We start from the raw sequence: 22,481 nt of genomic DNA on the forward strand, positions 1-22,481 counted from the left end.
GCCGGGTTATTGATTAACACAGTGGAAATTTTACCTGTTTGCCGCGTTAGGCATTTCGCGCAGAGCCGCGCAAGAATCGTGAGGAAAGGCCGCCCATGCGTTACGATGATTTCCGTCGCAGCGACGACATCGATGACCGTCGCGACGAAGGCGGCGGGATGGGCGGTGGTATGGGTCTGCCGATCGGCGGCGGCGGGCTGGGCATCGGCACCATCATCGTTCTCGGCCTGATCGGCTACGCCTTCGGCATCGATCCGCGCATCCTGATCGGCGGCGCTGAGATGCTCAGCCACGGCGGCGCACCGACCCAGCAGGCCGATCGGCGCTCGCCCGGCAAGACCGGCGCGCCGAAGGACGAGATGGGCGACATGATCGCCGGCGTGCTCGGCGAGATCGACGACCGCTGGAGCGAGATCTTCCAGGCCAGCGGCCAGAATTACACCGGGCCCAAGATCGTGCTGTTTCGCAACAGCACCAATGGCGGCCGCTGCGGCATGGCGCAGTCGGCGATGGGGCCGTTCTACTGTCCGCCGGACCGGCAGATCTTCCTCGACACCAACTTCTTCCGCGAGGTCGAGACGCGCTTCCGGGGCTGCTCGGGCAGCGCCTGCAAGTTCACCGCGGCCTACATCATTGCGCACGAGGCCGGGCACCACATCCAGAACCTGCTCGGCATCCTGCCGCGCGTGACGCGGATGCAGCAGCAGTCGGACAACAAGGCCGAAGCCAACGCGCTGCAGGTCAAGGTCGAACTGCAGGCCGACTGCCTGTCCGGGGTCTGGGTCAATCGCGAGGCCAAGAAGCGTCCGGGCTTCCTCGAGGAGGGCGACATCGACGCCGCGCTGACGACGGCCTCGGCGATCGGCGACGACACCTTGCAGCGGAAGGCGACCGGACGCGTGGTGCCGGATTCGTTCACCCATGGCTCCGCCGCGCAGCGCAAACGCTGGTTCATGATCGGCTACCAGCAGGGCACGGTGCAGGCCTGCAATACGTTCAGCGCCAGTTCGCTGTAGGGAGACGCGATGATGGCGATCGACGAGAGCAAGAGCTTCATTCCCCTCAACATCGCCGTGCTGACGGTGTCCGACACGCGTTCGCTTGCCGACGACAAGTCCGGTACCACCCTGAGTGACCGCCTGACCGCTGCCGGCCATAGGCTCGCGGCGCGCGAGATCGTCACCGACGACGTCGAGAAGATTCGCGCGGTGGTGAAGTCGTGGATCGCCGATCCCGGCGTCGACGTCGTCATCACCACCGGCGGCACCGGCTTCACCGGCCGTGACGTCACGCCGGAAGCGATCGAGCCGCTGTTCGAGAAGCGCATGGACGGCTTCTCGATCGCCTTCCACATGCTGAGCCACGCCAAGATCGGGACGTCGACGATCCAGAGCCGGGCCACCGCCGGCGTCGCCGGTGCGACATACATCTTCTGCCTGCCGGGATCACCGGGGGCCTGCCGTGACGGCTGGGACGGCATCCTCGCCGCCCAGCTCGACTACCGCACGCGACCCTGCAACTTCGTCGAGATCATGCCGCGGCTCGACGAGCATCTGCGCCGGCCCAAGGCGCAGGGCGCGACGGCATAGGGCCACGGCGCGATGCGGCACCGCGCGTCGATCGCGCGTCTCACTTCGTTGGTACGATCTCGAAAGCGCCGCCGCCTTCGATCGCCGCGCCAATGAGGCCGCCCATCATGCTGGCCGCGAAATTCTGGCCGCGCGGTCCCACGACCATCCGGTAGGTCTTGCCAGGCACGGCGGTGAAACGAATGTTCGACGAGCCCGGCGAGGACCATGTCGACACGGTGATCGTGGTGGCGCCGGGCGCAATCGAGCCGCTGTAGCTCTCGCCGCGGCCAAGGCTCGCCACCTTGGCGCCATTGATCTCGATCGCCGCTGGTGCCGCCAGATAGAGGAAGTCCGTCGTGCGCGTAATCGCGACCGTTGCGCGCCCTTTGGGCGCGGCGCGAGCCGCCGTCCCAGCCTCGACCCCAAACAGGCCCGCGAGCGCGACAAGCGCCGCAAGCTTCGATCGCACCATCGATTCCATCACTGCTCCCGCCCTGTTTGGCGGGATAGTACCGGCGCGCGGGAACTTCGCAATCGGCATGCGCAGCCTGTTGTGGCGGTGATCTCGGCCTACCGGCGGTTGCTGCACGAGCCGCCCGGCTACAACTCGAGCCGCCATGTCTCGCCGGTCAGCGGGACGCCGAACATGGCGTGCGGCTCCTCGGCGATCTTGCGAAACCCGGCGCGGGCATAGATGTCGCGCGCGGCGGTGAGAATGCTTTGCGTCCACAGCTCGATCGTCCTGTAGTTCTTCTCGCGGGCGAAGCGGATGCATTGTTCGGTCAGGGCCCGGCCGACGCCGAGACCGCGGGCCTTCTTCTCGACCAGCAGCAGCCGCAGCTTGGCGACCTCATCGCTGCCCTTGACCAGGAAGATCGAGCCGACCGGCTCGCCCGCAAGCTCGGCGATCCAGCAGTGCTCGCGCGCCGGGTCGTAGCTCCTGATGAACTGTGCGCCGATCTCGGCGACCAACGCCTCGAACGAGACGTCCCAACCATATTCCTCGGCGTAAACGGCGCCGTGCCGTGAAACCACCCAGCCGATGTCGCCCGGGCGATGGCTGCGCAGCAGCACTGGGGAGCGGCCCGGCTGCTGCGGCTCCAGGGCGGTCTCGATCGTCGTCATTGCACCGACCAGCCGGTCGCGCACGGATGGCGCCAGCGGCGCCAGCATGGCCGCGATCTCCTTCTGCGAGCTGCGGTCGAGCTTGGCATAGGCCTGCCGGCCTCTTGCGGTCAGGCCGAGCTGCTGCTGCCTGCGATCGGTTGGCAAAGGCGTGCGGGTGATCAGCCCCTGCTCGTCGAAGCTCTGGACGATGCGGCTGAGATAGCCGGCATCGAGGCCGAGCGAGAGACCGATCTCCTTGGCCGAGATGGCGTCGTACTGTGCGAGTTCATAGAGCACACGCGCCTCGGCCAGAGAAAACGGACTGTCGAGCAGATGCTGGTCCAGCGCGCCGAGCTTCCTCGTGTAGAAACGGTTGAACGCGCGGATGGCGGCGACCTTGCCGTCGGCTGGGGCGGAATTCATGGGGCACCTCCAATATTTGCCATTGTCAACCAATTGATTGACTTTGGCAAGTATTGTCGTGCCGCTACACCATCACGATCCGGCTGCGCAGCATCGTCCGCGAGGAACGGCCGAGCTGACGCAGCAGCCGCGTTTCGGCGCGCTTGTGGTCGGGCTTGTATCCGCCGAGCTGCCGGTAGTGATCCCTGGCGATCAAGAGACCCTGGTCGCCGAGCGGCCCGACCAGGACCCGCGCAACCGCGCGCAGCCGGTCGCGCAGGCTGATTGCGGCATAGGGAGACCGGGCATAGCGGAAGACGCCAGCGCGCGGCCGGCCGGCGGTGGCGACGCTCTGGACGAACTGCATGGTTTCATCGATCCAGCCGGGATCGAGCATCGCGCCGGCGGGCAGAAACATCAGCCAGGGCGCACGCGCGCTGGCGGCCCCTGCAGCCAGGGCCGCGGCCTGGGAGCCCTCGAACTTCATGAAGTGGCAGCCAGCGACGTCCGCGACCCGCTCGATCACGCTGGAATCGGGCGAGCGATCGACCAGCAGCACCTCGGTGACGACACCGGCCGCGGCGCCCGGCACCAGCGCGGACAGGGTGGCCACGGCGGTCTGCTCGACACCTTCGGTCGGAATGATCACGCTCAGCATGAAACTGGCATCGCTATCTGTCGCGCCTCCGGCATGACTGTTATCATCTTGTCATAGCCAAATCAGCCCGCTGCGCTGCGGAATTTTGCAGCACGTACCTGGCCGCGCCGTTCGGCCCGCGCCCGAACGGTGCTATTTCAAGGTGCCGTGTTGCTGAAGCTCGCGCTTGACTGGCTCAGTCGCCTGCCTGTGTCGGCGTGGTGCCGCCGGCGCTGTTCGGCCACACCCAGTCGCGGATCGCCGGCATGTCCTCGCCATGCGCGCGGATGTAGCGGGCATGCTCGATCAGCGCATCGCGGAATTTCTGCTTCACATGAGCCGCCGACACGCTGAGGCCGGGCACGCGTTCGATCGCCTCGATGGCGAGGTGGAAACGGTCGAGCTCGTTCAGCACGACCATGTCGAACGGAGTCGTCGTGGTGCCTTCCTCGATGAAGCCGCGCACATGCATGCCGGCATGGTTGGTGCGGCTGTAGGTGAGGCGATGGATCAGATACGGATAGCCGTGATAGGCGAAGATCACCGGCTTGTTGGTGGTGAACAGGCTGTCGAAGTCGCGGTCGCTGAGGCCGTGCGGATGGTCCTGCTTCGGCTGCAGGGTCATGAGGTCGACGACGTTGACCACACGGATCTTCAGGTCGGGCAATTCCTTGCGCAGCAGGTCGACGGCTGCGAGCGTCTCCAGGGTCGGGACATCTCCGGCGCAGGCCATCACCACGTCGGGCTCCTCGTCGGCGGGCTCGGTGCCGGCCCAAGACCAGATGCCGATGCCGGCGTCGCAATGCGTCGCCGCCTCCTGCATCGACAGCCATTGCGGCGCCGGCTGCTTGCCGGCAACGATGACGTTGATGCGGTCGTAGGTGCGCAGGCAGTGGTCCGCGATCCACAACAGCGTGTTGGCATCCGGCGGGAAGTAGATGCGGACGATGTCCGCCTTCTTGTTGGCGACGAGGTCGACGAAGCCGGGGTCCTGATGGCTGAAGCCGTTATGGTCCTGCCGCCAGACATGCGAGGTCAGGAGATAGTTCAGCGACGCGATCGGGCGCCGCCACGGCAGCTCGCGTGACACCTTCAGCCATTTGGCGTGCTGGTTGAACATCGAATCGACGATGTGGATGAACGCCTCGTAGCAGGAGAACAGGCCGTGGCGGCCGGTGAGCAGATAGCCCTCCAGCCAGCCCTGGCAGAGATGCTCGCTCAGCACCTCCATCACGCGGCCGTCATGGGCGAGGTGGACATCGTAGGGCTCGATGCCTTCCATCCACACCCGCTCGGTGACCTCGAATACGGCATCGAGCCGGTTCGAGGCGGTCTCGTCCGGGCCCATGATGCGGAAGTTGCGTGTCTCTGCATTCAGCGTGATCACGTCGCGCAGGAACTTGCCGAGCTCGCGCGTGGCTTCAGCCATGGTCTGGCCCGGAGAGGACACCTCGACCGCAAAATGCTGGTAGTCTGGGAGCCTGAGCTCGCGCTTGAGCAGACCGCCATTGGCATGCGGGTTGGCGCCCATGCGCCGCGTGCCCTTCGGTGCCAGTGCCTGCAGCTCCGGCACGAGCCGGCCGTGGCCGTCGAACAGCGTTTCCGGCTCGTAGCTTTTCATCCACGCTTCGAGCAGCGCGAGATGCTCGGGCTTGCCGCGCGGATTGGTGATCGGCACCTGATGGGCGCGCCAGAAGCCTTCGACCTTGAGGCCGTCGACCTCCTTCGGCCCGGTCCAGCCCTTCGGGCTGCGCAGCACGATCATCGGCCAGCGCGGCCGTTGGATCGTTGCATCCGGCTGACGCGCATTCTGCTGGATCGAGCGGATGCTCGCGAGCGCGACATCGAGCGCGTCCGCCATCTGGCGATGCATCGCCTTCGGCTCCGCGCCTTCGACGAACAGCGGCTCGTAGCCGTAACCTTCGAACAGGCATTTGATCTCGGCATCGCCCATGCGGCCGAGCACGGTCGGATTGGCGATCTTGTAGCCGTTGAGATGCAAAATCGGCAGCACCGCGCCGTCATGGGCCGGGTTCAGGAACTTGTTCGAATGCCAGGATGCGGCGAGGGGCCCGGTCTCGGCTTCGCCGTCGCCGACCACGCAGGCCACGATCAGATCGGGATTGTCGAACGCCGCACCATAGGCGTGCACCAGCGCGTAGCCGAGCTCGCCGCCTTCGTGGATCGAGCCCGGCGTCTCGGGCGCGGCATGGCTCGGGATGCCGCCAGGGAAGGAGAACTGCCGGAACAGCTTGCGCAGGCCATCGGCATCGCGCGTGATGTCCGGATAGATCTCGCTGTAGCTGCCTTCGAGATAGGTGTTGGCGACCATGCCGGGGCCGCCATGGCCGGGACCGCACACGTAGATGACGTCGAGATCCTGCGCCTGGATGGCGCGATTGAGATGGGCGTAGATGAAATTCAGTCCGGGCGTCGTCCCCCAGTGGCCGAGCAGGCGCGGCTTGACGTGCTCCGCTTTCAACGGCTCGCGCAGCAGCGGGTTGTCCAGCAGATAGATCTGCCCGACCGAGAGATAGTTCGCCGCGCGCCAATAGCGATCGAGCAGGTCGAGATCGTCGGCCGTTTTGGTCTGATGGGAAGACGTGATGTTCATGGAACCTCGCTTGCCGTCCGCTTCGCGCTTGCGGGAAGTGCATTAGAGTAACGCCGCACCATTCCGTTCCAGTGCGCTGCGAAGGATAGAACGGGAATGTGATGGTTGGCCTTGCGTGGCTCCAGAACCGTTCCGAGACGTTGTTCTCTTTTGTTCTTGTATTGTTCTTTTTGTGTGCTATGTCTTGGCCATGAGCCGAGCATCTTCACATGCCCTCAAGCGCCCGCCGGTCCCGGTGCCCTCCGAGCCGGTGGGCGCGCCTTCATCTGGCCCGGAAAACGACTTCCCCGAACTCGCGGTCGCCATCGAACGGGGCCGGCGCCGCGGCCGGGGTGCACAATCCAATGCGAGCGGCCGCTACGAAGCGGAGGCTCGCGTCGTCTTCGACGATGGCTGGCAGAGTCTCGAGGATTTGCCGCCATTCAAGACCATGGTCGCGACCGATACCTCGCGCAAGGTCATCACCCGCAACGACTCGCCGGACATCGGTTTCGATCGCTCGATCAACCCGTATCGCGGCTGCGAGCACGGCTGTGTCTACTGCTTCGCGCGGCCGACCCATGCGTTTCTCGGGCTGTCGCCTGGTCTTGATTTTGAATCCAAGCTGTTCGTGAAGCCGGATGCGCCCGCGCTCCTGGAAAAGGAGCTCGCGGCCAGCGGCTACGAGCCGCGGATGATCGCGATCGGAACCAACACCGATCCCTATCAGCCGATCGAGCGCGAGCGGAAGATCATGCGCGGCATCCTCGAGGTGCTGGAAAAGGTTGGCCATCCCGTCGGGATCGTGACCAAGTCGGCGCTGGTGATGCGTGATGCCGACATCCTGGCGCGGATGGCCAAGAGGAACCTGGCGAAGGTCGCGATCTCCGTGACCACGCTGGATCCGAAGCTGGCGCGCACCATGGAGCCGCGGGCCTCGACACCGTCGAAGCGGCTGGAGGCGCTGCAGGCGCTGTCGAGGGCCGGCATTCCGACCACGGTGATGGTGGCGCCGGTGATCCCGGCGCTGAACGACAGCGAGATCGAGCGCATCCTCGATGCCGCCGCCCATGCCGGCGTCAAGGAGGCGGCCTATGTGCTGCTGCGCCTGCCGCTGGAGGTGCGCGACCTGTTCCGCGAGTGGTTGCTCGAGCATTATCCGGACCGCTACCGCCACGTCTTCACCCTGATCCGCGACATGCGCGGCGGCCGCGATTACGACTCGCAATGGGGCACGCGAATGAAGGGGACGGGCCCGATGGCCTGGATGATCGGCCGCCGCTTCGAGATCGCCTGCGAAAAGCTCGGCCTGAACAAGCGCCGGACCAAGTTGACGACCGATCATTTCGTCCGGCCGAAGGGCGGCGGGCAGCAACTCAGCCTGTTCTGAAGCGTGCGGAGAGCAGTTGATGAGCGCACAAGCGAGCGTTCCGCGGTTCACCGTCATCACACTCGGTGTATCCGAGATGCGGCGGAGCATCGCCTTCTATACGTCGCTCGGCTTCGCCCGAAAATTCCGCGCGACCGGAGAGGCCGTGGCATTCTTCGAGACCGGCGGGACGGTGCTGGCGCTGTACCCGTGGGGCGCGCTCGCCGATGATGCGGGCGTGCCGGACGCACCGCGCCCCCAGGCATTCCGCGGCGTGACGCTGGCATGGAACTGCCGCTCGGAGGCCGAGGTCGATGCGGCGCTCGCGTCGGCGGTGGAGAAAGGCGCGATGCTGCTGAAGCCGGCGCAACGAACCGACTATGGCGGTTACAGCGGCTACTTCTCCGATCCGGACGGTCATGTCTGGGAAGTGGTGATCGCGCCGGGGATTGATGTCGGCAAGGATGATCGAGTGCATCTGCCGGCGTAGTCGGTCGCGGGCAAGGGGCGAATAGCGGGGAATGAGGTCCGTTCGGGGTTGCGCCGCCGCGGGCCGTTTCGCACCATGCCGGCCATGATTCGCGATCAGTCAAAAAAGCCGGGCAGGGCGAAGGCGACGAGCGGCGCCGTGGCGAAGAGCGCACCTGCAAAGGCCGCAACCAAGCCTGTTGCCACGAATGCTGCCGGCAGGTCGGCCGCCAAGCTCGGCAAGGGCGTCATCGCGGTGACGCCGCCGAGCTTCCGGCGGGAGCGCGCGCTGCTCAAGCAGGGCATCTGGCCGGTCGCCGGTTGCGACGAGGCGGGACGGGGGCCGCTGGCCGGTCCGGTGGTCGCCGCGGCCGTGATTCTCGATCCCGCGCGCATCCCGAAAGGCCTCGATGACTCCAAGCGGCTGAGCGCGGAGCAGCGCGAGGCGCTGTTCGACAAGATCTGCAAGACGTCGGCGTTCGCGGTGGCTGTCGCCTCGCCGGCGCGAATCGATCGCGACAACATCCTGCGGGCCTCGCTGTGGGCGCTGTCGCGCGCCGTGAGGGCGTTGCCCGAGGCGCCGAAGCACGTCTTCGTCGACGGCCGCGACCGCATCGACGTCGATTGCGGCTGCGAGGCGGTGATCGGCGGCGATGGCCTGGTGATGTCGATTGCCGCCGCCTCGATCGTCGCCAAGGTCACGCGCGATCGGCTGATGTGCGCGCTGGCGCAGGATTGCCCCGGCTACGGCTTCGAGCAGCACAAGGGGTATGCCGTGCCGGAGCACCTCGCTGCGCTGGACCGGCTCGGACCGTCGGTGCATCACCGCAGCCTGTTCGCACCCGTCGTGGCCGCACGGCGCAAGCATCAGCCGTGGACCGACGTCCCGGAGCCGGATTTGTTTGCCGAGGTGACCGTGGTGACATCCACTGAAATCTCGGTCGGGGTCTGATGCAGGTTGCCTCGCGGTCGCCGCGGTCTTAATAGTTTTGGTCAGCCAGCCAGCACGAAGTGTCACTCCTCGCAGCAGGGGCGGTGTTGTGCGCCCCGATCGTACGGTATCGATTGCGGGCGTCGGACAGCGAGGCTGCTGCGGATGAGCGACGGTCCTGCCGGCCTCCTCGACGTCCTCAGCGATTCAGCCAAGCGATCCAGCCGTTCATGCGTTTCACGTCCCTGGTTGTCGAACTGATCCGCGCAAGGCCGCGGCTGGTCGTCGTCATCGTGGTGCTGTGCCAGGCCCTGATGTGGCTCGGCGTGGCCATGCTGTTCTATCGCAGCCCGCCCGGCCAGCTTGCCACCACCATCGCGTTCGGACGCGAGTACCAGGTCGGCACCGATCTCGGGCCGCCGCTGTCGTTCTGGCTGTCCGACGTCGCCTATCGCCTTGCCGGCAATCATCTGCTCGGCGTCTACGTGCTGGCCGTGCTGTGCTCGGCGCTCAGTCTGTGGGTGATGTATCTCCTGGCGGCGGCGATCGTCGGCGGCCAGCAGGCGGTGCTTGCCGTGCTGCTGACCATGACCATCACCGCGTTCGGTGCGCCCACGCTGGAATTCGGTCCGGAGGTGCTGGCGCGTCCGCTCTGGGCGCTGCTGCTGCTCCATAGCTGGCGGATTCTCGGCGAGGGCCGGCGCAACGCCTGGTTTGCCTGGTCGATCGAGGCCGGCCTGCTGCTGCTGACCACGCCGGCCGCCACCGGCCTGCTGCTGCTGATCGCGGGCTTCGTGGTCTCGACCGCGCAGGGCCGCCGCGTGCTGCGCTCGTTCGATCCGCTGTTCGCGCTGCTCGTGGTGGTGGCGCTGGCGCTGCCTTATCTCATTTTCGTGCTGCGCTCCGACAGTGTCGGCTTACCAGCGCTGCCCATTCTCGCCGAGCTCTCGGTGCGCGCTTGGCATTGGCTCGCGCTGGCGGGGGGGCTGCTGCTGGCGATCTCGGCCGTGCTGCTGCTGGTGCTGCTCGACGCCGGCTGGATCAATCGCGGCGAGACCGATGCGCCGATCATCTATCGCCGCTCGGTGCCGCCGCTCGCGCGCGACTTCGTCTATTGCTTCGCGATTGCACCGGCGCTGGCCGGCAGTCTGATCGCCGGCCTGTTCGGCCTCTCGACCGTGTTCGGCGGCACTGCCGTGACCCTGACCATGGTCGGCCTTGCCCTGGTGGTCGCGTCGGGTGATCTGATCTATCTGCGGCGGCAGCGGCTGCTGCGCCTGGTCTGGGCGGTTGCGATCGCCGCGCCCGCCATCCTCGCGGCGGGCAGCGCTGTGGTGCTGCCGTTGCTCGGCGACCGCGAGGTCGCGACGGCGATGCCGGCCCGCGACATCTCTCGTTTCTTCGTCGAGAGTTTTGAGCGCCGTACCAACCAGCCGCTGCAGGCGGTCGCCGGCGATCCGCAGCTCGCCAGCCTGGTCGCGCTCGGCCGCCGCCGCGCGCATCTGTTCCTCGATGCCACCCCGCAGCGGACGCCCTGGGTCACGCCGGCCAAATTCGCCGAGAGTGGCGGCGTCGTGGTATGGCGCGCCTCCGACACGGTCGGCACCCCACCGCCGGAGATCGCCCAGCGCTTTCCTGGGCTGGTGCCGGAGGTGCCGCGCAGCTTCGACTGGCTGATCAATGGCCGCCAGCCGGTGCTGCGCATCGGCTGGGCCATCGTGCGGCCGAAGGGACCGTAGCGCTTTCCATAAGCCGTCATTGCGCGGAGCGAAGCGACGAAGCAATCCAGAGGCTTGGGCGGGATTCTGGATTGCTTCGCTTCGCTCGCAATGACGCGGAGGGCGTTCGGCTCAGACCGCCATCACCTTCGCGATCGCGCGCAAATCCTGCCATGACAGCCGCTTGTAGGACGGCGAGCGCAACAGATAGGCCGGATGGAAGGTGGCGATCGCGCGGATGGTGCGCTTTCCGGTGTCGTAGTCGCGCCATTTGCCGCGCGTGCGCATGATGCCCTCGGTGGTGCCGAGCAGCGCCTGCGTCGACGGGTTGCCGAGCGTCACCAGCACGTCGGGATCGACCAGCTCGATCTGGCGGCGGATGAACGGCAGGCAGATCTGCGTCTCCTGCGGCGTCGGCGTCCGGTTGCCGGGCGGGCGCCAGGGAATGACGTTGGCGATGTAGACCTTGCTGCGGTCGAGCCCGATCGCGCCGATCATGCGGTCGAGCAGCTTGCCGGAGCGGCCGACGAATGGCAGGCCCTCGATGTCCTCGTCGCGGCCGGGCGCCTCGCCGACCAGCATGATGCGCGCCTGCGGATTGCCGTCGGCGAACACCAGTCGCGACGCCGTCTGCTTCAGTGCGCAACCGTCGAAAGTCTCCAGGAGCTCGCGCAGCGCCTCCAGGGTCGGCGCTGTCAGCGCCGCCTCGCGGGCCGAGGCGACGGCCGCTTCCGGCGGAGGCGGCGGTTCGCCGCGCGGCGCAATGATCGCCGGCGCGGATAGCCGGCCGGCTTGCGGCGCCGCCGCCGGACGGGCGGCAGGAGCGGCAGGGGATGCGGCCTCAGGCTCCACCAGCCGGTTGATCGGCTCGTCGGCCAAGGCGCAATCGACCCCGGCCTCCAGATAGAAGGCGAGCAGTTGGCGGACGTCGGGGAGGGGCTCGGGGGTCATCATGATCGATCGTGGCAACAATGTACGCCGCCTCGGCGCATGGCGGAATGCATTTCGGTGGTTGTCCTGCCCCGAAAAATCGGAAACAAGAGCTTGGAATAACCCAAAAAAAGGGACGGAACGCCCTAGTGTTCCGGCGCCAGCGTTCGCTCCCCCTCAGGACCAGCCCATCAGCGAACCGCCGGCGCCTCCAGGAACCCTAGTTAAGTCATTGTTGCTGTTGCAGCTCCGGGTTTGACCTTTGCACGCGCCAGGGGGATGCAAAGGTCAAATCCACTGCACCGGCCGGGCCTGAGATTGAGAGACATGAGCACCGAAGAGTTACCTCCGCGCGAATCCATGGAGTTCGACGTCGTCATCGTCGGCGCCGGCCCGTCGGGCCTGACTGCCGCGATCCGGCTGAAGCAGCTCAATGCCGACCTCAACATCGTCGTGGTCGAGAAGGGCTCCGAGGTCGGCGCGCACATTTTGTCTGGTGCGGTGATCGATCCGGCGGCGCTGGACAAGCTCATCCCCGACTGGCGGTCGGACGAGGATTGCCCGCTGAAGACCCAGGTCAAGGTCGACAAGTTCTTCTGGATGACCGAGAGCAGCGCGATCTCGCTGCCGGGCTTCGCGATGCCGCCCTTGATGGACAACCATCATTGCTACATCGGCTCGCTCGGAAATGTCTGCCGCTGGCTGTCGCGCAAGGCCGAGGCGCTCGGCGTCGAGATCTATCCGGGCTTCGCGGCCACCGAGGTGCTCTATGACGAGCAGGGCGCGGTGCGCGGCATCGCCACCGGCGACATGGGCATCGGCAAGGACGGCAAGCCGAAAGCCTCGTTCACGCGCGGCATGGAGCTGCTCGGCAAGTACACGCTGTTCGCCGAGGGCGCGCGCGGCAGCCTGTCCAAGCAGCTGATTTCGAAGTTCGCATTGGACGCCAAGAGCGAGCCGGCGAAATTCGGCATCGGCCTCAAGGAGGTCTGGCAGATCGATCCGGCCAAGCACCAGAAGGGCCTGATCCAGCACTCGTTCGGCTGGCCGCTCGACATGAAGACCGGCGGCGGCTCGTTCCTGTATCACTACGACGACAACCTGGTCGCGGTCGGCTTCGTCGTCCACCTGAACTACGACGATCCTTATCTGTCGCCGTTCGAGGAATTCCAGCGCTTCAAGACCCATCCCTCGATCCGCGGCGTGTTCGAGGGTGGCAAGCGGCTAGCCTACGGCGCGCGCGCGATCACCGAGGGCGGCTACCAGTCGGTGCCGCGGCTGTCGTTCGCCGGCGGCGCGCTGATCGGCTGCGCCGCGGGCTTCGTCAACGTGCCGCGCATCAAGGGCGTGCACAACGCGATGGGCAGCGCGATGCTCGCGGCCGAGCACGTCAATGCCGCGCTCGCATCCGGCCGCGCCAATGACGAGCTGGTCAGTTACGAGAACGCCTGGCGCGGCTCGCCAGTCGGCGAGGATCTGTTCAAGGTTCGCAACGTCAAGCCGCTATGGTCGAAGTTCGGCACGGTGCTCGGCGTCGCGCTCGGCGGCTTCGACATGTGGTGCAACACGCTCGGTTTCTCGTTGTTTGGCACCCAGTCGCACGTCAAGCCCGATCGCGCCACGCTCGATCCCGCCAAGGCGCACCAGCCGAAGCCGGCGATGAAGCCGGACGGTAAGTTGACCTTCGACCGGCTGTCCTCGGTGTTCCTGTCGAACACCAATCACGAGGAAGACCAGCCGGTGCATCTGAAGGTCGCCGACATGGCGCTGCAGAAGAGCTCCGAGCACGACGTCTATGCCGGGCCGTCCAACCGCTATTGCCCGGCGGGCGTCTACGAATGGGTCGAGGAGGGCACCAGCCCGCGCTTCGTGATCAACGCGCAGAACTGCGTCCACTGCAAGACCTGCGACGTCAAGGATCCCAACGGCAACATCACCTGGGTTCCTCCGGAAGGCGGCGGTGGGCCGAACTACGAGGCGATGTAGCCTCGCATAACGCACGATTGCGTGAGTCGGCTGCTCCGGGGAGGGCAGCCGGCCACGATACGGCCATACTGGCGCGGTTTGACGCAGGTCACCTTCGCCAAAGGGGCTCCCGGCTGACCCGAATATCCTGCAGATCCTTGCGGTTGGCCGCCAAACGCGGCATTGTCGGCGCCTTGAAGAGCTGCCGATCGGGTTCGTGTCCGTACCGATCCGTCATTTCCAACAACCAGAGCGCACCGTGATGTTGTCAATTCGCAATCGCTGGACCGCAATTGCCGTTTCTGCCTTGCTGATCCCCGGTGCCGTCCTGGCCCAGACGCCGGATCATCCTGCGGACAACGCCGCAAAATTTCCGACCGGCGTCGATCTGAAGTCGCTCACCACATCGGGCAGCTATCTGGCGGCCCGCCACGCCAGCGTCGAGCGCGACGCGGCCTCGGCGGCGGCGTTCTACCGCTCGGCGCTACGCAGCGACCCGAAGAACAACGAGCTGCTCGACCGCGCCTTCATCTCCTCGGTCGCCGATGGCGACATCGACGAGGCCGTGAAGCTGGCCGAGCGCGTGCTCACGATCGACAAGTCCAACCGCATCGCGCGTCTCGTGGTCGGCGTGCAGGACATCAAGCAGAAGAAATACGCTGCCGCCCAGACCAACATCAACCAGTCGGTGCGCGGGCCGATCACCGATCTCGTCGCCACCCTGCTGTCGGCGTGGGCCGCGGCGGGCGCGGGCGATTCGAAGGCCGCCGTCGCCAATATCGACAAGCTGACCGGTCCCGAATGGTATCCGCTGTTCAAGGATCTTCATGCCGGCATGATCCTGGAGCTGGCCGGCAAGGAGAAGGACGCCGGCACGCGGTTCGAGCGCGCCTACAAGCTCGACGATTCGATGCTGCGCATCACCGAGGCCTATGCGCATTGGCTGTCGCGCAACAAGGATGCGGCGGCGGCGACCGCGATCTATGAAGCCTTCGACAAGAAGCTCGCGCGCCATCCGCTGGTGCAGGAGGGCCTGCGCGAGACCAAGGCCGGCAGGAAGCTGCCGCCGCTGGTCGATTCGGCGCAGGCCGGCGCCGCCGAGGCGCTGTACGGCATCGGCGCCACGTTGAGCCGCCGCGGCGGCGAGGATCTGGCGCTGGTCTATCTGCAGCTCGCGCTGCACCTGCAGCCGAATCATCCGCTGGCGCTGCTGTCACTCGCCGATCTCTACGAGACGGTGAAGAAGCCGCAGATGGCGATCAAGGTCTATGAGCGGGTGCCGGCGAGCTCGCCGCTGAAGCGCAATGCGCAGATCCAGTTGGCGACCGATCTCGACAGCGCCGACCGCAGCGACGAGGCGATCAAGATCCTCAAGGACGTGATTGCCCAGGATCCGAAGGACCTGGAGGCGATCATGGCGCTCGGCAACATCGAGCGCGGCCGCAAGAAGTTCGCCGATTGCGCCAAGACCTATTCGCTCGGCGTCGATTCGCTGCCCGCCAACAACGACAAGGCCAACAGCGTCTATTACTATTATCGCGGCATCTGTCTGGAGCGCTCCAAGCAGTGGCCGAAGGCCGAGGCCGACATGCGCAAGGCGCTCGAGCTGCAGCCCGACCAGCCGCACGTGCTGAACTATCTCGGCTATTCGTGGATCGACCAGGGCGTCAATCTCGACGAAGGCATGAAGATGATCAAGCGCGCGGTCGAGCAGCGGCCGGACGACGGCTACATCGTCGATTCGCTCGGCTGGGCCTATTTCCGCATCGGCAACTACGAAGAGGCGGTGAAGAACCTCGAGCGCGCGATCGACCTCAAGCCCGAGGATCCGACCATCAACGACCATCTCGGCGACGCCTATTGGAAGATCGGCCGCAAGCTGGAAGCCAAGTTCCAGTGGGCTCATGCCCGCGACCTGAAGCCCGAGGCCGAGGAGCTGCCGAAGATCGAGGCGAAGATCCAGAACGGCCTGACCGACGATCCGGCGCCGGCCGCGGCGAGCAACGACAGCAAGGACACGCCGTCCGACGCCAAGAAGGACGACGGCAAGGGCGGCTAGGTCGCCCTGATCACGAGGTGAGAGCCATCACGGGCTCCTCGGCTTGCCGGGGAGCCCGGATGATTTTGATGAAGCGTGTGGCGGTGCCGGCCACGTTCGTTTCGGCCGCTGGCCGAGCGCGATACCGGATCCGCCACCGAACATGCTGGGGGCATTGCGCCGATGTTGGCGTCCACGGTCACCGGCGCGCTGCAGGAGCAGGGGCGCGCCAAGGTCAATCTGACCCTGCGGGTCGTCGGCCGCAGGGTCGACGGCTACCATGATCTCGAAAGCGTCGTTGCTTTCGCCGACTGCGCGGACCAGCTTACGCTGGTGCCGGGCCCGGAGCTGAGGCTGACGACAACCGGGCCGCTCGCGGAGGCCTGCGGCGAGACCACGGACAATCTGGTGCTGAAGGCGGCGCGGCTGCTTGCGGAGGCCGTTCCGGGCCTGAAGCTTGGCGCCTTCACGCTGGAGAAGGTGCTGCCGGTCGCCGCCGGCATCGGCGGCGGCTCGGCCGATGCCGCAGCGGCGCTGCGGCTGCTGGCGAAGCTGAATGGCCTGTCGCTGGACGACCCGCGCCTCACTGCGGTAGCCTTGAAGACCGGCGCCGACGTGCCGGTTTGCGTGCCCTCGCGCGCCTGCACCATGACCGGCGTCGGCGAGAACCTGCAGCCGCTCGCGCTTCCCGTCCTGCCCTGCGTGATGATCAATCCGCGCGTGCCGGTGGCGACCAAGGACGTGTTCCAGGCGCTCGGCCTCAAGCCGGGCGATCTGCTGGTCGGCGTGACGGATGTTCTCACGGCGCCGTCCTGGCCGAAGGCCGGTGCCACCATCGCCCATTGGGGCGCCGCGCTCGACCAGGTGAAGAACGATCTCGAGCCGCCAGCCTTGAAGGTGCAGCCGATCATCGGCACCGTGCTCGACGCTCTCCGTGCGAGCTCAGGCGTGCTGCTGGCACGCATGTCCGGCTCTGGCGCCACATGCTTTGCGATCTACGGCAGCGAGGTCGAGGCGAAGGCCGCCGGTGCAGAGATCGCCGTCGCGCACCCCGAATGGTGGGTGCATGCGGGGACGTTGAGTTAGTCGTAATTACTTACTAGCGGCGAGCGGCTTCCCGATACAGCGCCCTCTTCCCTTGTGGGAGAGGGCATCGCCGGCTCATCCACGTACTGGGTTGGGTGAGGGGCATCTGTCCGCGGACGCCGCGCTTGCTGAGGCATACCCCTCACCCAAGCGAGCTTGTTGCTCTGTCCTGCATGCCCTCTCCCACAAGGGGCGAGGGCGCATTAACGCACACCGCCTGCGCCGGGGCATGACATCACGAAGGGCAGGCCCCGATTCACCAACTAATGAGACCTGGCCAAACAGAACGCCACCACCTGCTCGAGCGCGGTCTTCATCGGTGACGCCGGAAACAGCGCCAGCGCGTCGACGGCCATGGCGCCGTAGTGATGCGCGCGGCTGATCGTGTCCTCCAAGGCGCGATGCTTGTTCATCAGCCCGATCGCATGGTCGAGATCGTGATCGCTGATCTCGCCGCGCTCCAGCGCCTTGATCCAGAAGGCACGCTCGCTGTCGCTGCCGCGGCGGAACGCGAGCACCACCGGCAGCGTGATCTTGCCCTCGCGGAAATCGTCGCCGACATTCTTTCCGAGCTTGGCGGCCTTGCCGCCATAGTCGAGCACGTCGTCGACGAGCTGGAAGGCGATGCCGAGATTCATGCCGAAGGACCGCGAGGCGGTCTGCTCGGCCTTGGGCCGATCGGCGAGCACCGGCCCGACCTCGCAGGCCGCGGCGAACAGCTCGGCGGTCTTGCCGCGGATCACGGCGAGATATTCGTCCTCGGTGGTTGCGGTGTTCTTGGCGGCGGCAAGCTGCATCACCTCGCCCTCGGCAATCGTGGCGGCGGCGGCCGAGAGAATGTCGAGCGCGCGCAGCGAGCCGACCTCGACCATCATGCGGAACGCCTGGCCGAGCAGGAAGTCACCGACCAGCACGCTGGCCTCGTTGCCCCACAACATGCGCGCCGACAATTTGCCGCGGCGCATTTCGCTCTCGTCAACCACGTCGTCATGGAGCAGCGTCGCCGTGTGCATGAACTCGACGGCCGCGGCCAGCTTGACGTGACCGTCGCCGGTGTAGTCGGTGAGATGCGCCATCGCCAGCGTCAGCATCGGCCGCAACCGCTTGCCGCCGGAGGAGATCAGGTGGTTTGCGACCTCCGGGATCATCGTGACGTCCGAGCCGGTGCGCGACAAAATCGTAGCGTTGACCCGTTCCATGTCGGCTGCGACCAGCGCGACCAGCCCATCGATGGAGGCTCCCGATGGACTCTCGAAAGGTACGATAACCGCCACTCTGGTCTCCGATTTTGCTATGCTCGAAACGACAATAGAAACTGCGGCCGCAGGCGGCAAGGGCAGACACGGAACCTTGACCCGAGCCTTCTTGACCAAGCCTGGTTGACCGAAGCCCTTCTTGACCCAAGCCCGCATGGAGACATAACGATTGAAGGAATTGGTTCGGACCAATGATATCGTGCTGGTTTCGGCGATCGGGGCGCTGCTCGATGGCGCCGACATCCATCACCTCGTCCTCGATCAGAACATGAGCATCATCGAGGGCTCGCTCGGCATCCTGCCGCGCCGGATCCTTGTGCATGAGGACGACAATCTCCAGGCCCGGCGGCTTCTCACCGACGCCGGGCTGGCGCATGAGCTGCGCCCTGATGAGTGACGCTGTCGACATCTCCGAGGACGCCGTGCTCGGCGGCCAATTGCGGCTGCGGCAGCCCACGACGGGCCATCGCGCCGGCCACGACGCAATCCTGCTGGCGGCGGCGACGGCCGCGCGTTCGGGCGAGCGGGTGGTCGATCTCGGTGCCGGCGTGGGGACGGCCGGGCTGGCCTTGGCCCGGCGCGTGGGCGGTCTCGGCTTGACGCTGGTTGAGCGCGAGCCGGATCTGGCGCGCCTCGCGCGCGACAACGCACGCGCCAATGCCTTGCCCGCGGAGGTCGTGGTGCTGGACGTCGCCGCGGACGCGGCCGCTTTCGCGGCCGCAGGGCTCGGGCCCGACAGTGTCGACGTCGTGCTGATGAATCCGCCGTTCCACGATGCCGCGCGTCACCGTGCCTCGCCCGACGCCGCGCGCGCGACCGCGCACATGGCAACGGCGACGACGTTGGAGATCTGGACGCATGCCGCGCGGCGGATGCTGAAATCCGGTGGCGTGCTGACCTTGATCTGGCGGGCCGATGGTCTGAGCGAGGTTGTCGCGGCGCTGGCGCGCGGCTTCGGCAGTCTTGCCGTTCAACCGGTTCACGGCCAGGCCGGCAAGCCGGCAATCCGTATCCTGGTCAGGGCCGTTAAGGGAGGGCGGGCGCCGACCCAGCTTCTCGCCGGAGTGGTGCTGAATGAGGCGGCAGGCGTGCCGAATGATGAGGCCGTGCGGGTGCTGTCGGGGCAGGGGGCGCTGGCCTTGAGCACCCCCTGAACGGTTGGTCGTGGTCGGGCGTTATTGCGTCTGAGCTTCGGACTGGCGTTCGGTTACCGTCGTGAACCGGATCGCAGTCAATAGAGTACCGATCAGCAGCATCAACAGGTAGACCTTCATGTATTCCTCCGCCGCACTCTGCACCTTGGCTCGCCGTGCGATTGCCCAGGAGATTGCAAGGCTCGTTCCAGCCCTTTGAATGGCAGCGGCGCGATAAAAAGTGGTTAATCCGAGGTAACAGGATGGTGGACAATTTGACACAACCCAGCGATGCAGCCGGGCTCTTCGATCGGCTGAAGGCGCTGCTTCCGGCGCGGCTGCGCGGCGTACCGGTGGTACCGGTCGTCCGCCTGTCCGGCGTGATCGGCGCGGTGACGCCGCTGCGGCCGGGCCTGACGCTTGCGGGCGTCGCCAAGGTGCTGGAGCGCGCCTTCTCCATGCGCAACGCCAAGGCGGTGGCGCTGGTGATCAATTCGCCCGGCGGCTCGCCGGTGCAGTCGCGCCAGATCTACTTGCGCATCCGTCAGCTCGCGGCGGAGAAGAAGCTGCCGGTGCTCGTGTTCGTCGAGGATGTCGCGGCCTCCGGCGGCTACATGATCGCCTGCGCCGGCGACGAGATCTTCTGCGATCCGTCCTCGATCCTCGGTTCGATCGGCGTGGTCGGCGGCTCGTTCGGGCTGCAGGACCTGATCAAGAAGATCGGCATCGAGCGCCGGCTGTATACGGCCGGCGAGCACAAGGCGATGCTCGATCCGTTCCTGCCGGAGAATCCCGACGACGTGGCGCGGCTGAAGAAGATCCAGCGCGAGATCCACGCGCTGTTCATCTCGCTGGTCAAGGAGAGCCGCGCGACCCGGCTGAAGGGCGCCGACGATGTGCTGTTCACCGGCGAGTACTGGGCCGGCGACAGCGCCGTCACGCTGGGGCTGGCGGACGCCATCGGCGACCTGCGCGCGGTGCTGCGCACCCGCTTCGGCGACAAGGTCGCAACGCCTGTCGTGGCGCCGGCGTCCGGCCTGTTGTCAGGTCTGCTCGGCCGCCGCGCCGCGGGCGCCGGCAGCCTGGGATTCGGCTGGACGGGGCTGGCCGAGGAGGTGATCTCCGCGGCCGAAACCCGGGCGATCTGGGCCCGCTTTGGGTTCTAGACTGGGGGCGCGCCATTTCGCCCCTCGCAATCCGGATTGCGGGGGGAACCGGGATCGGCGACAATGGGATTCGGGGTGGCTCTGTTCATGAACGAGGATCGACCAATGCCGCCGTTCGTTGCTTTCGCGGGTATGCTGGGCGGGCTTGCCGTGGTTCGCTGGGCCTACAAGGCTGCGCAGAAGATCAACCGCGAGCTCGAAGAGGCGCGGCTGTCGCGCGTCGCCGAGGCCGCACAGGCCGCCGAGATCAAGACTCTGCGCCGCGATCCCGTCACGGGCGCCTACCGGCCGGGCTGACGCGAGCCGCTGATCTTCGAACGACGGCACGTCGCCGCCGTTCGGAGACCCTATTGCCTTGATTCCTGATGTCCCCGCCGATACGGTCCGCGCGCTTTTCTGACGCCTGCGAAAGACCGATACCGACGATGGACTCGCTGCCTCCGCACATGCGCCCCGAACGTTCGTTCCAGGGCTTCATCCTGGCCCTGCAACGGTTCTGGGCCGAGCAGGGCTGCGTGATCCTGCAGCCCTACGACATGGAGATGGGCGCCGGCACCTTCCACCCGGCGACGACCTTGCGCGCGCTCGGGCCGAAACCGTGGAATGCCGCCTACGTGCAGCCGTCGCGGCGGCCGAAGGACGGCCGCTACGGCGAGAATCCCAACCGAATGCAGCACTACTACCAGTTCCAGGTGATCATGAAGCCATCGCCGCCGAACCTTCAGGAGCTGTACCTGAAGTCGCTCGGCGCGATCGGCATTGACGCCGCCGTGCACGACATCCGTTTCGTCGAGGACGATTGGGAGAGCCCGACCCTCGGCGCGTGGGGGCTCGGCTGGGAGTGCTGGTGCGACGGCATGGAGGTGTCGCAGTTCACGTATTTCCAGCAGGTCGCGGGCTTCGAATGCGCGCCGGTCGCGGGCGAGCTCACCTACGGCCTCGAGCGCCTGGCGATGTACGTCCAGGGCGTCGACCGCGTCTATGACCTCAACTTCAACGGCCGCGACGGCGACGCCAAGGTCACCTATGGCGACGTCTTCCTGCAGGCCGAGCAGGAATATTCGCGGCACAATTTCGAGCATGCCGACACCGACATGCTGTTCGAGCAGTTCAAGATGGCCGAGGGCGCGTGCCGCAAATATCTCGCCGCCGGCTGGCAAGAAAATTCAAAGCTGGGCAACCGCCGGGAGCATCAGATGGCGCTGCCGGCCTACGACCAGTGCATCAAGGCCAGCCACGTCTTCAACCTGCTCGACGCCCGCGGCGTCATCTCGGTCACCGAGCGCCAGAGCTACATCCTGCGCGTCCGCGAGCTCGCCAAGGCCTGCGGCGAGGCCTGGCTGCATACGGAAGCGGGCGGGGCGGGAGTTTGAGTCAATATCGACGCGGGAAGTGACTCTTCACCCTCCCCTGGAGGGGGTCGGCACGCGATCGAGCGAAGCGAGATGCGTGCCGGGGTGGGGTGATCTCTCGGCTCGGGCACTGTTGATGATGGATAGACTGTCACCCCACCCCGATTGCTCATGCTTGCGCATGAGCAATCGACCCTCCCCCTCCAGGGGAGGGTGGGCCCTGTGCTCGTGGCTGGATGACATGATCATCCTCCTCTGGAGGGGGAGGGGCGCTCGCGAAGCGAGCGGGGTGGGGTGAAGGTGCCAGATGGGCAAACGGCCGATCAGCGACTTCAAACGCCGAACCGCGAAACGGCTGCGCGAAAACACGACGGCGGCCGAAGACATTCTGTGGCGTCACCTGCGGCGCCTCGAGATCGAAGGGACTCACTTCAGACGACAGGTCGTCATCGGTCCCTATATTGCTGATTTTGTCTGCCTGGCCCGTCGCCTCATCATCGAGGTGGACGGCTCGCAGCACGGAGAGGATGCGAACATCCAGCGCGACGAGGCCCGGACGCGCTGGCTCAACTCGGAAGGCTTTCGCGTTTTGCGATTTTGGAACAACGACGTTATGACCAGGACTGAGGCGGTGCTCGAAGCCATTCACACGGAGATCGCGGTCACCCCACCCCGCCTGCCCTTGGCAGGCGACCCTTCCCCCTCCAGGGGAGGGTGGTTCTTCGTGCAGAGAGACTTGAGATATGCCTGATCTTCTCC

General features: G+C 66.3%; 20 protein-coding genes and 1 pseudogene. 15 read left to right on the forward strand and 6 right to left on the reverse strand.

Features of this window, described 5'->3' with window-relative positions; translation table 11 throughout:
* Positions 1-95 precede the first annotated feature (95 nt).
* Both QX048_RS03415 and moaB read left to right on the forward strand, forming a co-directional pair.
* Positions 96-1,016, forward strand: a complete 921-nt coding sequence (locus QX048_RS03415) for a neutral zinc metallopeptidase (protein ID WP_315717256.1) — start codon at positions 96-98, stop codon at positions 1,014-1,016.
* Between the two features lie 9 nt (positions 1,017-1,025).
* Positions 1,026-1,589 (forward strand): molybdenum cofactor biosynthesis protein B, encoded by a 564-nt coding sequence (moaB, locus tag QX048_RS03420; RefSeq protein ID WP_315739947.1) that lies wholly within the window; start codon positions 1,026-1,028, stop codon positions 1,587-1,589.
* A gap of 40 nt (positions 1,590-1,629) precedes the next feature.
* On the opposite strand, the gene QX048_RS03425 is transcribed toward moaB, so the two are convergent.
* The 4 genes from QX048_RS03425 to QX048_RS03440 form a co-directional block, all read right to left on the reverse strand.
* Positions 1,630-2,052 carry a hypothetical protein gene (locus QX048_RS03425; protein ID WP_316171363.1) on the reverse strand — a complete coding sequence of 141 codons (423 nt, stop codon included), beginning with the start codon at positions 2,050-2,052 and terminating at the stop codon, positions 1,630-1,632.
* Between the two features lie 119 nt (positions 2,053-2,171).
* The gene (locus tag QX048_RS03430; RefSeq protein WP_316167466.1) at positions 2,172-3,101 is read right to left on the reverse strand and encodes a helix-turn-helix domain-containing GNAT family N-acetyltransferase; all 930 of its coding nucleotides are present in this window, start codon (positions 3,099-3,101) and stop codon (positions 2,172-2,174) included.
* A gap of 64 nt (positions 3,102-3,165) precedes the next feature.
* On the reverse strand, positions 3,166-3,738 hold the full coding sequence (locus QX048_RS03435) for a glycosyl transferase (RefSeq protein WP_316167468.1): 573 nt from the start codon (positions 3,736-3,738) through the stop codon (positions 3,166-3,168).
* Between the two features lie 175 nt (positions 3,739-3,913).
* Complete coding sequence (locus tag QX048_RS03440) at positions 3,914-6,331, reverse strand: phosphoketolase family protein (RefSeq protein ID WP_316167469.1); 2,418 nt, start codon at positions 6,329-6,331, stop codon at positions 3,914-3,916.
* Between the two features lie 190 nt (positions 6,332-6,521).
* Here QX048_RS03440 and QX048_RS03445 point away from each other — a divergent pair, with 190 nt between their 5' ends.
* The 4 genes from QX048_RS03445 (at position 6,522) to QX048_RS03460 (ending at position 10,817) form a co-directional block, all read left to right on the forward strand.
* A complete protein-coding gene (locus tag QX048_RS03445; RefSeq protein ID WP_316167471.1) occupies positions 6,522-7,700 on the forward strand; it encodes a PA0069 family radical SAM protein in 1,179 nt (392 codons plus the stop codon).
* A 19-nt stretch (positions 7,701-7,719) separates the two neighbouring features.
* The gene (locus QX048_RS03450; RefSeq protein WP_316167472.1) at positions 7,720-8,169 is read left to right on the forward strand and encodes a VOC family protein; all 450 of its coding nucleotides are present in this window, start codon (positions 7,720-7,722) and stop codon (positions 8,167-8,169) included.
* A gap of 75 nt (positions 8,170-8,244) precedes the next feature.
* Positions 8,245-9,099 (forward strand): ribonuclease HII, encoded by an 855-nt coding sequence (locus tag QX048_RS03455; protein ID WP_316167473.1) that lies wholly within the window; start codon positions 8,245-8,247, stop codon positions 9,097-9,099.
* A 209-nt stretch (positions 9,100-9,308) separates the two neighbouring features.
* Positions 9,309-10,817 (forward strand): glycosyltransferase family 39 protein, encoded by a 1,509-nt coding sequence (locus QX048_RS03460; protein WP_316175807.1) that lies wholly within the window; start codon positions 9,309-9,311, stop codon positions 10,815-10,817.
* Between the two features lie 111 nt (positions 10,818-10,928).
* On the opposite strand, the gene QX048_RS03465 is transcribed toward QX048_RS03460, so the two are convergent.
* On the reverse strand, positions 10,929-11,747 hold the full coding sequence (locus QX048_RS03465) for a uracil-DNA glycosylase (protein ID WP_316167476.1): 819 nt from the start codon (positions 11,745-11,747) through the stop codon (positions 10,929-10,931).
* Between the two features lie 306 nt (positions 11,748-12,053).
* Here QX048_RS03465 and QX048_RS03470 point away from each other — a divergent pair, with 306 nt between their 5' ends.
* The 3 genes from QX048_RS03470 to QX048_RS03480 all read left to right on the forward strand — a co-directional run bounded on the left by QX048_RS03470 (position 12,054) and on the right by QX048_RS03480 (position 16,815).
* Positions 12,054-13,712, forward strand: a complete 1,659-nt coding sequence (locus tag QX048_RS03470) for an electron transfer flavoprotein-ubiquinone oxidoreductase (RefSeq protein WP_316200693.1) — start codon at positions 12,054-12,056, stop codon at positions 13,710-13,712.
* A 241-nt stretch (positions 13,713-13,953) separates the two neighbouring features.
* On the forward strand, positions 13,954-15,750 hold the full coding sequence (locus QX048_RS03475) for a tetratricopeptide repeat protein (RefSeq protein ID WP_315717245.1): 1,797 nt from the start codon (positions 13,954-13,956) through the stop codon (positions 15,748-15,750).
* A gap of 162 nt (positions 15,751-15,912) precedes the next feature.
* A complete protein-coding gene (locus tag QX048_RS03480; protein ID WP_315826965.1) occupies positions 15,913-16,815 on the forward strand; it encodes a 4-(cytidine 5'-diphospho)-2-C-methyl-D-erythritol kinase in 903 nt (300 codons plus the stop codon).
* A gap of 263 nt (positions 16,816-17,078) precedes the next feature.
* Here the strand turns inward: QX048_RS03480 and QX048_RS03485 are convergent, their stop codons facing one another.
* Positions 17,079-18,089, reverse strand: a complete 1,011-nt coding sequence (locus QX048_RS03485; RefSeq protein ID WP_315717243.1) for a polyprenyl synthetase family protein — start codon at positions 18,087-18,089, stop codon at positions 17,079-17,081.
* Between the two features lie 151 nt (positions 18,090-18,240).
* Here QX048_RS03485 and QX048_RS03490 point away from each other — a divergent pair, with 151 nt between their 5' ends.
* The 6 genes and pseudogenes from QX048_RS03490 to QX048_RS03515 all read left to right on the forward strand — a co-directional run bounded on the left by QX048_RS03490 (position 18,241) and on the right by QX048_RS03515 (position 22,462).
* The gene (locus QX048_RS03490) at positions 18,241-18,468 is read left to right on the forward strand and encodes a DUF2007 domain-containing protein (protein WP_006613556.1); all 228 of its coding nucleotides are present in this window, start codon (positions 18,241-18,243) and stop codon (positions 18,466-18,468) included.
* The gene (locus tag QX048_RS03495; protein ID WP_316193411.1) at positions 18,461-19,225 is read left to right on the forward strand and encodes a tRNA1(Val) (adenine(37)-N6)-methyltransferase; all 765 of its coding nucleotides are present in this window, start codon (positions 18,461-18,463) and stop codon (positions 19,223-19,225) included. The genes QX048_RS03490 and QX048_RS03495 overlap by 8 nt, the downstream gene beginning before the upstream one ends.
* A gap of 242 nt (positions 19,226-19,467) precedes the next feature.
* On the forward strand, positions 19,468-20,370 hold the full coding sequence (locus QX048_RS03500; RefSeq protein ID WP_315717239.1) for a S49 family peptidase: 903 nt from the start codon (positions 19,468-19,470) through the stop codon (positions 20,368-20,370).
* Positions 20,371-20,475: 105 nt separating this feature from the next.
* Complete coding sequence (locus QX048_RS03505; RefSeq protein ID WP_315717238.1) at positions 20,476-20,667, forward strand: hypothetical protein; 192 nt, start codon at positions 20,476-20,478, stop codon at positions 20,665-20,667.
* A gap of 128 nt (positions 20,668-20,795) precedes the next feature.
* A complete protein-coding gene (locus QX048_RS03510; protein ID WP_316167478.1) occupies positions 20,796-21,743 on the forward strand; it encodes a glycine--tRNA ligase subunit alpha in 948 nt (315 codons plus the stop codon).
* Positions 21,744-22,029: 286 nt separating this feature from the next.
* Positions 22,030-22,462: pseudogene (locus QX048_RS03515) on the forward strand (endonuclease domain-containing protein).
* Positions 22,463-22,481 lie beyond the last annotated feature (19 nt).

The organism is Bradyrhizobium sp. SZCCHNS30572, assembly GCF_032484415.1.
Lineage (GTDB): Bacteria > Pseudomonadota > Alphaproteobacteria > Rhizobiales > Xanthobacteraceae > Bradyrhizobium.